Source organism: Terribacillus saccharophilus (assembly GCF_046592895.1).
In the GTDB taxonomy this organism is placed as follows: Bacteria; Bacillota; Bacilli; order Bacillales; family Amphibacillaceae; genus Terribacillus; species Terribacillus saccharophilus_D.
The window spans coordinates 20,637-33,393 of sequence record NZ_JAWVPU010000003.1 but is presented as its reverse complement, the minus strand read 5'-3'; the positions used below and the strand labels follow the sequence as shown (position 1 = coordinate 33,393).

The following is a 12,757-nucleotide window of genomic DNA, read 5'->3' as shown; positions in this document are numbered from 1 at the left end:
AGAGGAGGATGAAAATGAAAGCATTGATAACTATCGATTATACAAATGATTTTGTAGCAGAAGATGGAGCGCTCACTTGCGGAGTGCCGGGTCAGCAAATAGAGGAACGACTGACAGCAATCACTTCAAGCTTCATCGAAGCAGGCGATTACGTGGTTTTTGCAATCGATAAGCATGATGAAAAGGATAGCTTTCACCCGGAAACAAAGCTGTATCCGCCACACAATATCGCAGGTACAGAGGGACGCGATTTATACGGGAAGCTAGCTGGTGTCTATGAAGCAGCCAAACAGGAATCAAATGTCTATTATATGGATAAAACAAGATACAGTGCGTTTGCCGGCACGGATTTACTGCAGCGATTGAATGTACGCGGCATAAAAGAAATCCATGTCGTAGGGGTTGCTACTGATATCTGTGTCTTTCACACGCTGGTTGATGCGTATAACTATGGTTTTCAAATGGTTGTCCACGCAGATGCAGTCGCAAGCTTTCATCAAGAAGGTCATGCTTACGCACTGCATCATTTCAAAAACGTACTAGGAGCAGAAGTTACAGAAGGAGGCACGAAACAATGACCAACTACCAAGATGACAGCAAGGCGTTACACACGGATCTTTATCAAATCAATATGGCACAGACATATTGGAAAGACGGCAAACATGATCGCAAGGCAGTATTTGAATTGTTTTTCCGCAAGCAGCCTTTTGGTAATGGTTTTGCTGTATTCGCAGGTTTGGAGCGTGTGATAGAATATCTGAACGAATTCCGGTTCTCCGATTCCGATTTGACCTATTTGGAACAGGAACTTGGCTATGAACGGGAATTCATCGCTTACTTGCGCGAGCTGCGGTTTACTGGAGATTTATACAGTATGCAGGAGGGGGAGCTTGTTTTCGGAACGGAACCGATCATTCGGGTGGAAGCGCCGCTTGCCCAGGCTCAGCTGATTGAGACGGCTTTACTCAACATCGTGAACTACCAGACATTGATTGCCACGAAAGCTGCTCGTATCATGCAAGTTTTGGATGAAGATGATATAGCGATGGAATTCGGCTCCCGGCGTGCCCAGGAGATGGATGCAGCCATCTGGGGAACAAGAGCTGCGTATATCGGCGGCTTCCACGCTACCTCGAATGTACGGGCAGGAAAGAAATTCGGCATCCCGGTTGCTGGTACACATGCGCATGCGCTTGTGCAGGCTTACCGGGATGAATATGAGGCTTTCCGTAAATATGCAGAAAGTCATACAGATTGCACTTTCCTTGTGGATACGTATGACACGCTCAAGTCTGGCGTGCCGAATGCCATCAAAGTGGCCAAGGAAATGGGAGATGAAATTCGTTTCAACGCGATTCGCCTGGATAGCGGAGATCTTGCTTACTTATCAAAGCAAGCGCGCAAAATGCTTGATGAAGCAGGTTTTACAGAAACGAAAATCACCGCTTCGAATGATTTGGATGAAGAAACGATCGGAGCACTGAAATTGCAAGGAGCTAGGATCGATAGCTGGGGCATCGGAACGAAGCTGATTACCGCATATGATCAGCCTGCACTTGGAGCTGTATATAAAATTGTATCCATTGAAGATGACATCGGGAATATGGCAGATACAATCAAAATCAGCGCAAATCCTGAAAAAGTATCCACGCCTGGCCTTAAACGCGTCTACCGCATCATCAATCGGACAAATCAAAAGTCCGAAGGTGATTATATAGCGCTTGAGGATGAGAAACCAGAAGAAGAAAAGCGGCTCAAAATGTTTCATCCGACTTACCCGTATATCAGCAAATTCGTGACGAATTTTGAAGCGAAAGAGCTGCAGCATCAGATATTCCAGGGCGGGGAGCTCGTCTATGAAATTCCATCCTTGCAGGAATCGCGGGAACATGTGAAACACAGCCTCACATATCTTTGGGATGAATATAAGCGGACGCATAATCCGGAAGCATATCCTGTCGACTTAAGCACTGCCTGCTGGAACAATAAGATGCAATTGATCTAACGTATCAAATCTCAGCTGGAGGAAAGTTGAGATGGGTAAAATCGGTATCTATGGTTCTTCTTTCGATCCTATCACCAACGTTCATCTTTGGACGGCCAGCACAGTGGCGCATCGCTGCAAACTGGATAAAGTCATCTTCCTGCCATGCTCCAGCAAGCGAAAAGACAAGCATCTCCATACAACAGATGACCATCGCTGGAAGATGGTGCAGATGGCCATCCAAGATAATGAACGATATATCGCCGATAAATACGAAATGGAGCAAGAAGCCTGGAATGTTTATACGGAACAAACATTGACACACTTTAAGGAAATCTATCCTGATGATGAAATTTATTTCATCATGGGAGCTGACTTGCTTGTGGATATCGGTGCTGGCAAGTGGGGGAACACAGAGGCACTGGTGCGTGACAATCGCTTCATTGTCATGGCCCGCAATGGCATTGATATGCTGAAGGAAATCAGTCATTCCCCGCTTTTGCGTAACCATGACGATGGCAGGACCTTCCATCTGCTTGATAAAGGTCTGGCAATGGAGATCAGTTCCTCGTACATCCGTGATGAATTTGCCGTCGGCGGGGAGCCAAGATACCTGCTGCCGGAAAGCTGCTACCGGTATATCAAGGAGCATGGCATTTATCGATAAGTACCAATGGGTATTCAAATGTACTTCAAAATCGGATCGAAAAAGGATTGTATCGGGGAACCTTTGATACAATCCTTATTTGATTTTACAAATCAGGGTGAAAACCCGGATAGTGTTTTAGACTAAAGAAAAATTATGGTACATAAGTACTGCACAAATAAACGATTACATGTCAGATAATCCAACTCATTAATTTCTCAAAATCCGGCCAATTCCTTTTTTTACAATGACATCATTATAAATTACATGTAAGTTAAAAGAATCAACCAATCAGGAAACGATGAATGTTCTTAAGTCGATAAGAGGAGAAAACTGATCTATCCCATTATTATATTTTAACGCAAACGAAAGTTGCTAAATTCAAAATCTCGGAGGTGAATGGCATGAAAGAAAGAATCAAAGACCATTTGAGGAATTTAACAAATCTAGTCGGTGTCTCCGGTTCTGAGCAAGAAGTGGTCAGATATATGAATGAACATCTTCTGGCTGCTGCAGATGAAGTGAACGTCGATCATAATGGGAACGTAATAGCTGTGAAACATGGCACGTCACCAGGTCCGAAATTAATGATTGGAGCACATTCTGATGAAGTTGGGTTCAGCGTAAAAAGTATTCAGGAAGATGGTTATCTGTACTTTGATAAAATAGGAGTCGTATCCGACCAGCTTTTACAAGGCAGGAAAGTATGGATTTCCAGTCGGAAAATTCCTGGTGTCATGGGAATAAAGGCAGGACATCTACAAACAGCGGAGGAGAGCAGGCAAGTTAAACCTTTGCGTGATTGTTATATAGATATTGGTGCTTCCTCAAAGGAAGAAGCAGAGGCGATAGGCATAAAGATAGGAGATCCAATTGTTTTTCAGAGTGATTTCATGGAGCTTAGCAATACAGATTTAATTTCAACAAAATCCGTGGATAATCGAATCAGCTGTGCCATATTGATAGAATTGTTCCATCAGCTGAAAGGGAAAGATTTTGCAGGTACGGTATATGGAGTGGTAACGGTGCAGGAAGAAGTTGGGCTGCGCGGCGTTGCTTCTGCTGCATTCACAATAGACCCGGACTATGCGATCATCCTGGACACGATTCCATCTGGAGATACACCGGATATCGATACGGAAAAAGTACTTCCCGTATTCATTGGGAAAGGTCCTGCATGTCCTGTTGGTGATGGTGTATTTGGCTGGGGTTCTTACATACATCCAAAAGTCAGGGAGATGATCGAAGAACAATCTGAAAAAGTCCAAATCCCAATCCAATACGTATCCTTGATCGGTGAAAACTATTCGACGGATGCAGCTGCTTTAACGACCATCGGTAAAGGTGTGCCTGTTGGGGTATTGGCTATACCTAGAAGATACTCGCACTCTCCTGTGGAGCTCGTCAATTTAAGGGATGCTGTTGATGTGTTGAAGGTGGTAAAAGGAATCATTGGTGATAACGGGAAGAAAAGTTTGAGTTTTATATAAGGGATATGTAGTCTTTCCTATAAGAAACCGCATGTGGAAATGTGTATACTCGATGGAATCAAGAGTATGAGCTTCATGAGAATCAAAAAGGCGCTTTCAGTTGAAAGTGCCTTTTTGAATTATAAAGCAATGTATCAACGGAGGCGGCCAGAGCAAATCGTACGTGAATTAAATCTAGGTGTATGGATTGGTTCAGCTTTCATATTTACTGCATAAAGTAAAATGAAGGCAGCTCTTACCCCATGTCGTGAAAGCTGGCAAGCGTTTCTGCTATCTATATAAAAACGATCTTCACCCAATAATAAAGCAGCAGCAAAGCAACGATGGTAGAGGCAGGAATTACAATGATGGATACTTTGAGGTAATCTGCCCATTTAATTTTGATATCATGCTGCTTTAAGATATACAGCCAAATCAGGGAGGCAAGTGTACCGATTGGTAACAACAGTGCGCCGAAATCACTGCCGATGATACTCGCGAGGTAGATAGTTTTCAATGTGACTGGATCGAGTCCCATCTCAGTCAGCGTGAGTGTACCGATCATCAAAGCTGGGTGATTATTGAATAAGTTGGACAGAAGGGATACCAAACCTCCCATGACAAAGCTTGCATACATCAGCCCGTTGCTGACGATTGGTTCACTATATCTTACAAGCATGTCTGTCAGCCCGATATTATTCAGCCCGTAGATAATGACATACATGGAAAAGGCGAAAACAAGAATATGCCAAGGCGTCTTTTTGATGATGTCGATGGGATTTGTGCGTAAGTAATACCATCGCCATGCAAGCAGCCATAGCGAACCGATAACTGCCACAACCGAGATCGGGATGGAAAGGTAAGATGCAACAAATAACAGACAGCGCATCAAGAATACAAACAATAACAAAAGAAGCATGAATCTCGTACGTTTTTGCTTAGTGTCTGTAAGTATTTTTCTGCCGCGTATAGGTTTGAAGTGTGTCGTGAAAAATGCTTCTTCCATATCCAATACAGACTCAGGTAAAGATGCAGGAAGTTTTTTCTTAACAACGATGAACATCAGCAAAGACATGAACAGCAGTCCTAGTGTGGCAGGTACGAACATCATGGCTGTGTGCATGTAAAGCGACATATCGATTATTTCCAGTGCAATCAAGTTGACGATATTGCTGACGCCAATCGGTGCGCTGGAGGCAGTGGCGATGAGGGCTCCGCTCAGTAGATAAGGTATTTGCTGCTGTATTGGCAAGCTGAGGTTTTTGAGAAGTAAAATCAGTATTGGAGTCGTGATCAAAATACTGCCATCGTTATTGAACAAAAGTGTCATCAAAAAACACAAAAGCTGGATATACCAATATAATCGATATCCCGAACCTTGGGCCAGGCTCGCAAGTCTAGCCGCAGCCCAGTGAAAGAACCCGAAACTCTCCAATATGACGGCCATGACGATCGTGGCCATGATCGTAATCGCAGCGCCCCCGGTTTTATCCAATATATCGGCTACATCTGTACCAGAAACAATACCTGTCAACAGGATGATCGCGGCACCGATACTAGCAGGAACAGCTTCATTGAGACCCCGCGGCCTCCAAAAGATTACCAGCATAGTAGCCAGGAACGTTAATACGGTAATTCCCATTTGTAATGTCATCTTACACCTACTCCTTTTTCCTTCCTGTTAATTTTTGTCGCAAGCTTAATCCTCCCCTCGCTTGTTTTTAACATGTATATTCAAATTCGATTTGACGGACTAGATTTTTATACTGAATTTGTCGAATATGTATGTTTGTCTGCTAGAGTGAAATGACTAGGGTCGAAGAAAGACTAGGTAATTGCATGACGTATATTTGAGGGATTTACGTGTTCATACATACGGATTTCAAAGCGGTGTAAGTCATAGTGTTTCTCAGGATGGGTTAGGATATCTGTCTATGCAGATAGGTAAGTAGAGCGGACCGGCATGACGTTCATTTTTTTAAATCAAACACAAAAAAAGCCCTCATAAGAAGGCTTTTTAAAAGATGGAGCATAGCGGGCTCGAACCGCTGACCTCTTCGCTGCCAGCGAAGCGCTCTCCCAGCTGAGCTAATGCCCCGTATGTAATTATTCGTCACAAAAGTATTATAGCGCTTCTCACTGTTACTGGCAATATTTTTTTCAAGCACATCTGGCAGGACTCTATCGGCTGCTGTGATATAATCTACTTAATAATAAGTCGATTTGGAGGACGAGGCAGTGCGGTTTGTGAGTATAGATTTTGAGACGGCGAATCGGTATTGGTCGAGTGCTTGTTCGGTTGGGGTTGCCGTTGCAGACGAGACGGGCGTGATTGATGAGTGGTACACACTGATCAATCCTTTGATGGACTTTGAGGAACAGAATATACAGGTGCATGGCATCCTTCCACGTGATGTGGAGGATGCTCCGACATTCAAAGAAATCTGGCCGAAGCTCGGCAGTTATCTGGCTGGCAACGTCGTCATTGCGCATAATGCGAGTTTTGATATGGGAGTGATTCGCAAGGCAGTGGCACGATATGGTTTGGAGATGCCTGATTTTGATTACCTTTGCACGCGGATCATCGGTAAGAAGGTTTGGCCGGATATGGAAAATCACCGGCTGAACACCTTGGCTGCCAGCAAGGAAATCAGTTTCGAGCACCATAATGCAATGGAAGATGCACGGGTCGCTGCGAATATCTTCCTGCATGCGATGGCAGACACCGGGGTGCAGAGTATAGAGGATCTGACGACAACGCTGAAAGTACAGCGAAAGAGCATACATGACACAAGCTCATCCGGAAGCAGATCACGCTATGGGGATATCAAGCCGCAGACAAATCAATTCGATGCAGCGCATCCTTTTTTCCGTAAACAAGTGATGTTCACGGGAACGATGAAAAGCTTGAAAAGGAAAGATGCCATTCAAAGATTGGTCAATGTAGGCGGCGTGCATACCGATAAAATGGATGCGTCTACGCGGTATCTGGTTGTCGGAGCACGGGACTATGAAAAGTTCGCTGCCGGCAAGAAAACGAGCAAGCTCGTCCAAGCGGAGCGGATGATCGAGAATGGACGACCGCTGCGTATCATCTCGGAAGAAAAATTCCTATCATTGGTGTAAGGAGTTCTCAGTAAGAGAGCTCCTCTTTTTGTGGAGGTGCTATATTGTTTGATATACATGAAAAGGACATGACTGCAGCCGCGTATAAAAAGATAGCCGTGCGATTATGTGATCGCTGTGATACGTTCACTTTCGCAGTACTGCCCAAAAAGATGATGGGTCAAAAACCAATGCTGCATCAGCTGCTTGGGAGACTGCAGCCTTATCTTCAAAAAATGGAATATACGAATGGTACGCGTGCAAACTCATTTCAGGCGCATATATCCGTTCCGAATTATCATTATCATTTTAACAAAGAATCTTTGCAGTTGATCCTGGATGCAGCAGACAGCTTTTTCCATTGGCAGCAGCCGTTGCTGCCGGAGGATATATCCTTCCTGAAAAAGGATGAGGAATACTTCACAGTGAATGCACATGAAGGATATGCGATGCTTTTTGCAGAAGATAGATATCTATTGGAACTTGGGGGTACGAAATGGAGCAGAGCCAATTAGAAAAGAAAAAGTTTGACTGGCGGCTATTCCTGGCATTGGTCAAGGGGACAGAACCACCACTCGGGATAGTCATCGCGGCACTCGTCATGAGTTTGCTGACAACAGGTGTCGGATTTGCTGTACCGCTGTTCACGAAGAATCTGGTGGACGGGTTCAGCGGGCAATCATTTACCGGGGGACAGATTGCCATTTTGGTCATTGCTTTCGTCCTGCAAGCATTGGCGAGCGGCTTGTCCATTTACTTACTCGCTAAAGTAGGGCATCATGTCGTGGCTAAGCTGCGGGAACGTTTATGGGATAAGCTTTTGCATCTGCCGATTCGTTTTCACCATAACAATGAAACAGGACAGACACTTAGCCGCGTGACGAATGATACAGGCATACTGAAAGAGTTGATTACCGATCATTTGACCAACTTTGTCACTGGTATCATTTCCATTGTTGGGTCCATCACCATCTTGATGATTCTTGATTGGAAGATGACAATCGTGATGCTGCTGGCTGTTCCGATTGCCATCATCATCATCATGGTGCTAGGGCGACAGATGTATAAGGTCTCCAGGGCGATGCAGGAAGAGACGGCCAATTTCACAGCAGTATTGAATCAGGTGCTGCCGGAGATGAAGCTGGTCAAAGCTTCGAATGCAGAGCATGTCGAGCTGGAGAGAGGCAATAGAGGAATCCGGACGTTATTTACGTACGGATTGAAAGAAGCAAAGATCCAGGCGCTGCTTTCGCCGCTTATGCTTTTCATCATGATGCTTCTGCTTGTTACGATCATAGGTTATGGCGGCATCCGCGTTTCATCCGGAGCTTTGTCAGCAGGCGACATGGTTGCTTTTATCCTTTATCTGTTCCAGATCATCATGCCGATGACGCAGCTGTCGATGTTCTTTACGCATCTGCAAAAGGCAATGGGAGCAACGGAGCGTATTTATGATGTACTTGGAGAAGAGACAGAGGATAGTGAGAATGGAAAGCCGATTCAGCGGGTGGATGGAGATCTTCGTATCGAGCATGTAAGTTTCGCTTATCAGGAAGAGCAGGTGCTGCATGATTTGACCTTTACGGCACCTGCAGGTAAAGTGACAGCCATTGCCGGGCCGAGCGGAGGCGGAAAATCCACTTTGTTCGGTTTATTGGAACGATATTATGAACCGACCAGCGGTACAATCCAACTGGATGAGACACCCATTCAGGACTTCAAGCTTCATGACTGGAGACGGCAGATTGGGTACGTAGCCCAAGAAACAGCACTTTTATCAGGTACGATCCGTGAGAATATCTGTTATGGGCTGGAGCGAGAAGTATCGAACGAGGAGCTTGAACGAGTGTCAGAGATGGCGTATGCGAAGCAGTTCATCGAAGATCTGCCAGATGGTTTCGAAACGAAGGTAGGCGAGCGGGGCGTCAAGCTTTCCGGCGGACAAAGACAGCGTATAGCCATCGCCAGGGCGCTGCTGCGCGATCCACAAATCTTGATGCTGGATGAAGCAACTTCGAGTCTTGATAGCAGCTCCGAAATTTACGTGCAGCAAGCACTGCAGAATCTGATGCAAAATCGCACCACCTTTGTCATTGCCCACAGGCTGTCGACGATCGTGGACGCAGATCAAATCGTATTCATCGAAAAAGGCCGGATCACGGGTGTCGGTACGCATGCAGAATTGTTTGAGCAGCACGAGCTGTATCGGGAGTTCGCATCACAGCAGCAGCTACTGGCTGGCAAAATGGAATAAACGCCGATCTTTTTCGCATACTAGGCGAAAAAGGGGGTTCCAGCATGCCAAAGAAAAAGCCTAATAATGACCATCAATTCAAAGAGAACAAAAACCATGGCGAAAAACGGAACGGCAGATTGAGCCAGTTCAAGAACAACGTCAATGGCCCTGGAGAATCAGAAAACGAATATATATCAAGCAAGGAAGACTAAAAAAGCAGCTGTCTCTATTAAAGAGGCAGCTGCTTTTTCAATTCATCCAATTTACGAGTACGTATAAAATCGGGAGGACGAATACAAGCGAGGATGTGGCCACGATCCAATTGGAGTTAGCTAGTTCCATATCGAGCTTATACAGCCGCGGCGGTACGAGAGAGGCGACTGCAGGCGGCATGGCAGACATGATGAGCAATACTTGTAAAAGAATACCGTCATACAAATTGCCAAGACCGATCAGATAAGCGATACCGGTGATGACTAGCGGTACTGCCAAAAATTTAATCGGAATCAGCCAGACACTGAGTGTCCAATATTTTTTCACGGATACAATGCGCATACTGAAGCCGATCGGAATCAAAAGCAAGATGGATGCCAATGCTATAAGTGTTGAATTGCTTGCGCCGAGCCATCCGAATCGTTCGATCGGAGAAACGTTCAGAACAGCTCCAATGACGATGGAACTGAATGTGATCATGATGAATGGATCTTTTAGGATTCGCATCACCCGTGAACCTGAAGCTGCGTCATTCAATGAGCCGTACGACTTTGCTATTGGATAGATGATCGTATAGTACGTAAATTCCTCGAGCAGCCGGAACATGGCTGCATACGCAATAGCCTGCTCGCCAATGAATAGTGTACAAAACAACACGCCGAAGCTTCCTAAATTCAGAAACGCACCTGAGACAAACATCGAACCAATCTGTTCTTTCGGCAGTTGTTTCCATCTTGAGAATAGCAATGCCAGAGCTGCGCCGAGAAAAATTGTCACAATGCCAAAAATGGGCAAGTAAATCAGTCTTACATTGGTCAAGTCCGCCGACCAGAAAGCGCTGATCAGAATAATGGGGTTAAGGACAAGCAGGACGACCCGAATCAAAGCATTCATGAAATAATTGAGCGAGAACCATTCCGGCAGCCGATACTTCTCGGCGACGACGCGGACAGCTCTTCCGATGATGAGTCCGATAAGAATAATGGAAATAGCATAGATGAAACTTCCGATAAGCGGAACCTCCTTTTCGGTGAGATACTGCATGTAAGTATTGCAGCATGCTTAATTTTACCGATATAAGTTAGCAATGTCTAAGATAATCGATGTATAAAAAAAGCACCTGCCGTAACAGGCAGGTGCTTGAATCATTCTTCTTTGCTTTCCGAACGATTGTTGTAATCATAGTCATTCGGATTGACTGGTGTCCAGCCTTCCGGATCGTAGAAGCGGAGTAGGTCACCATATAGGATTTTATCGTTGAGGCTTAGTTTTTTAGCTAAATCCTCTTTTTCTTTTTTGATTTCTTCGATTTTGGCTTCATCTTTGATCACTTCACCTGTTTCGGTGTCGTAGTAATCGTCGCCAAGTACTGTATAGTCCTTGCTGATGAAATCACCATTACGGAGTCCGACTACACCGTTATGCTCATCGGATAATAGATCGGTACCGAACTGGATATATTTCGAAGAATCGATGCCAAGCAAATGCTCAAGTGTCGGAAGGACATCAAGTTCTCCGCCATACGTGTGGTTCACGCCGCCTTCAAGACCTGGGGCCTTGATCATGAGCGGTACACGCTGCATTTGGGCATTTTGATATGCTGTCATTTCTTTTCCAGTTATTTGTTCCATTGCACGATTATGATTCGTAGAAATACCATAGTGATCTCCATAAAGCAGGACGACTGAGTTATCGTACATTCCTGATTCTTTCAGATCATGGAAGAACTGCTCCAATGCTTCATCCAGATAACGTGCTGTCTGGAAGTAGTTATCCACTGTTGAATCACCAGTCGTTGCTTTATCGATCGTGGCATCTTCTGGGTCAAGCGGGAATGGATAATGGTTCGTCAATGTAATCATATGTGCATAGAAAGGCTGGTCAAGCGATTCAAGCAACGGCATGGATTCCTCGAAGAAAGGTTTATCCTTCAAACCGTAGTTCACGGAGTTTTCCATGTTGTAATATGTGGAATCAAAGAAGTGATCGACTCCGAATTGCTTGTAGATTTCATCGCGGTTCCAGAATGTTTTCTCGTCACCATGGAACACTGCACTTGTATAGCCTTGCTCCTGATTCAAGATAGCAGGCGCTGCTTGATATGTGTTCGTTCCTTTAACGGAAAAGGCAGATCCTTGCGGAAGTCCGTACAGGGAGTTATCCATCAATAGCTCCGCATCAGCTGTTTTACCTTGCTCTGTTTGGTGGAAGAAGTTATCGAAATAAGTTATTTGCTTATCATTCACAAGTGAATTCAGGAATGGTGTTACTTCTTCGCCATTCAATTTGTAATTGATCAAGAAGCTTTGGAAGCTTTCCAAGTGAATCTTGATTACGTTCATGCCTTCTGCTTTACCGAAATATTTGGCATTCGGTTCAGCGTAATTCTCATCGACATATTCCTTGACCTCATTGACGTCATTAGGGCTTGCCATGACGCGCTGTGTAGAAGTCTTGGCGTTCTGTACAGCGTCATAAATCGTATAGTTGTATGGTCCAAGATATTTCACCAAATACGTGCGGTCGAATGTACGCTGCAATAGCTGCGGACGATCAGCTTCAGCCAATCCTAGATTGACTGCGAATAGACAGACACCTGAGATGATGACCATAGCTGTCTTGCGGAAAGCAAGGCGCTCACTCGTCCAATTCTTTCTTGTGTAAATATACAATACAATCAACAGGATGATATCGAGGAAGTAGATGAAGTCCATTCCTTCCATCAGCCCGAAGATGCTGCCGCCCATACCGGAACTCAAGTTATCCGTCTGTTTCAAGGTTGGCAATGTGATGAAATCATTAAAGAATCGGTAATACAGGACATTGGCATAAAGCAGGAAGCTCATCAGGAAATCGATGACAAGCAGCCATATTCCCATCCGTCTGCCTTTTGCCAAAAATGCAAGTCCTAGGAATACGATGCTCGCACTGAATGGGTTGATCACGAGCAGGAATTCCTGCATGGCATTCGTTATATCTAAATTAAATTCCTTTTGATAGGTTAAATACGTCTTGGCCCATAAAAAAATCACGGCCAGCGCAAAAAATCCTTTCCTTGAAGCCAGAAGCTTCTTCATAATCTTTCACCTCTTCATTTTCTTGTC

Annotated in this window: 11 protein-coding genes and 1 tRNA gene; 8 read left to right on the top strand and 4 right to left on the bottom strand. The window is 44.8% G+C overall.

Going from position 1 to position 12,757, the window contains the following annotated elements; genetic code table 11:
• Positions 1 to 8 precede the first annotated feature (8 nt).
• The 4 genes from SFC66_RS11020 to SFC66_RS11005 all read left to right on the top strand — a co-directional run bounded on the left by SFC66_RS11020 (position 9) and on the right by SFC66_RS11005 (position 4,120).
• On the top strand, positions 9 to 578 hold the full coding sequence (locus tag SFC66_RS11020; protein WP_411218776.1) for a cysteine hydrolase family protein: 570 nt from the start codon (positions 9 to 11) through the stop codon (positions 576 to 578).
• Positions 575 to 2,005, top strand: a complete 1,431-nt coding sequence (locus tag SFC66_RS11015; RefSeq protein WP_411218775.1) for a nicotinate phosphoribosyltransferase — start codon at positions 575 to 577, stop codon at positions 2,003 to 2,005. Before SFC66_RS11020 ends, SFC66_RS11015 begins: the two co-directional genes overlap by 4 nt.
• Before the next feature lie 31 nt (positions 2,006 to 2,036).
• Entirely contained in the window at positions 2,037 to 2,651 is a 615-nt protein-coding gene (gene nadD, locus SFC66_RS11010; protein ID WP_411218774.1) for a nicotinate (nicotinamide) nucleotide adenylyltransferase, read from the top strand.
• Between the two features lie 383 nt (positions 2,652 to 3,034).
• The gene (locus SFC66_RS11005; protein ID WP_411218773.1) at positions 3,035 to 4,120 is read left to right on the top strand and encodes a M42 family metallopeptidase; all 1,086 of its coding nucleotides are present in this window, start codon (positions 3,035 to 3,037) and stop codon (positions 4,118 to 4,120) included.
• A gap of 274 nt (positions 4,121 to 4,394) precedes the next feature.
• Here the strand turns inward: SFC66_RS11005 and SFC66_RS11000 are convergent, their stop codons facing one another.
• Entirely contained in the window at positions 4,395 to 5,753 is a 1,359-nt protein-coding gene (locus SFC66_RS11000) for an arsenic transporter (RefSeq protein ID WP_411218772.1), read from the bottom strand.
• A 371-nt stretch (positions 5,754 to 6,124) separates the two neighbouring features.
• Positions 6,125 to 6,197 (bottom strand) — tRNA-Ala (locus tag SFC66_RS10995).
• A gap of 140 nt (positions 6,198 to 6,337) precedes the next feature.
• Between SFC66_RS10995 and SFC66_RS10990 the strand changes: the two genes are divergently transcribed.
• From SFC66_RS10990 to SFC66_RS10975, 4 genes are read left to right on the top strand one after another with little or no spacing between them, the layout of a single operon-like run.
• Entirely contained in the window at positions 6,338 to 7,225 is an 888-nt protein-coding gene (locus SFC66_RS10990) for an exonuclease domain-containing protein (protein ID WP_411218771.1), read from the top strand.
• Between the two features lie 44 nt (positions 7,226 to 7,269).
• On the top strand, positions 7,270 to 7,719 hold the full coding sequence (locus tag SFC66_RS10985) for a hypothetical protein (protein WP_411218770.1): 450 nt from the start codon (positions 7,270 to 7,272) through the stop codon (positions 7,717 to 7,719).
• Positions 7,701 to 9,458, top strand: a complete 1,758-nt coding sequence (locus tag SFC66_RS10980) for an ABC transporter ATP-binding protein (RefSeq protein WP_411218769.1) — start codon at positions 7,701 to 7,703, stop codon at positions 9,456 to 9,458. The genes SFC66_RS10985 and SFC66_RS10980 overlap by 19 nt, the downstream gene beginning before the upstream one ends.
• Before the next feature lie 44 nt (positions 9,459 to 9,502).
• Positions 9,503 to 9,652 carry a hypothetical protein gene (locus SFC66_RS10975; RefSeq protein ID WP_411218768.1) on the top strand — a complete coding sequence of 50 codons (150 nt, stop codon included), beginning with the start codon at positions 9,503 to 9,505 and terminating at the stop codon, positions 9,650 to 9,652.
• Positions 9,653 to 9,689: 37 nt separating this feature from the next.
• Here the strand turns inward: SFC66_RS10975 and SFC66_RS10970 are convergent, their stop codons facing one another.
• Both SFC66_RS10970 and ltaS read right to left on the bottom strand, forming a co-directional pair.
• On the bottom strand, positions 9,690 to 10,697 hold the full coding sequence (locus tag SFC66_RS10970) for an AEC family transporter (RefSeq protein ID WP_411218767.1): 1,008 nt from the start codon (positions 10,695 to 10,697) through the stop codon (positions 9,690 to 9,692).
• Positions 10,698 to 10,798: 101 nt separating this feature from the next.
• Positions 10,799 to 12,730, bottom strand: coding sequence for a lipoteichoic acid synthase (ltaS, locus tag SFC66_RS10965; protein ID WP_411218766.1), 1,932 nt, complete (start codon positions 12,728 to 12,730; stop codon positions 10,799 to 10,801).
• Positions 12,731 to 12,757: the final 27 nt, after the last annotated feature.

What these genes read in the sequence shown, in the direction of transcription:
- SFC66_RS11020 (WP_411218776.1), top strand. Translation starts at nt 9, where the DNA reads ATGAAAATGAAAGCATTGATAACTATCGATTATACAAATGATTTTGTA.
- SFC66_RS11015 (WP_411218775.1), top strand. Translation starts at nt 575, where the DNA reads ATGACCAACTACCAAGATGACAGCAAGGCGTTACACACGGATCTTTAT.
- nadD (WP_411218774.1), top strand. Translation starts at nt 2,037, where the DNA reads ATGGGTAAAATCGGTATCTATGGTTCTTCTTTCGATCCTATCACCAAC.
- SFC66_RS11005 (WP_411218773.1), top strand. Translation starts at nt 3,035, where the DNA reads ATGAAAGAAAGAATCAAAGACCATTTGAGGAATTTAACAAATCTAGTC.
- SFC66_RS11000 (WP_411218772.1), bottom strand. Translation starts at nt 5,753, where the DNA reads ATGACATTACAAATGGGAATTACCGTATTAACGTTCCTGGCTACTATG.
- SFC66_RS10980 (WP_411218769.1), top strand. Translation starts at nt 7,701, where the DNA reads ATGGAGCAGAGCCAATTAGAAAAGAAAAAGTTTGACTGGCGGCTATTC.
- SFC66_RS10975 (WP_411218768.1), top strand. Translation starts at nt 9,503, where the DNA reads ATGCCAAAGAAAAAGCCTAATAATGACCATCAATTCAAAGAGAACAAA.
- SFC66_RS10970 (WP_411218767.1), bottom strand. Translation starts at nt 10,697, where the DNA reads ATGCAGTATCTCACCGAAAAGGAGGTTCCGCTTATCGGAAGTTTCATC.
- ltaS (WP_411218766.1), bottom strand. Translation starts at nt 12,730, where the DNA reads ATGAAGAAGCTTCTGGCTTCAAGGAAAGGATTTTTTGCGCTGGCCGTG.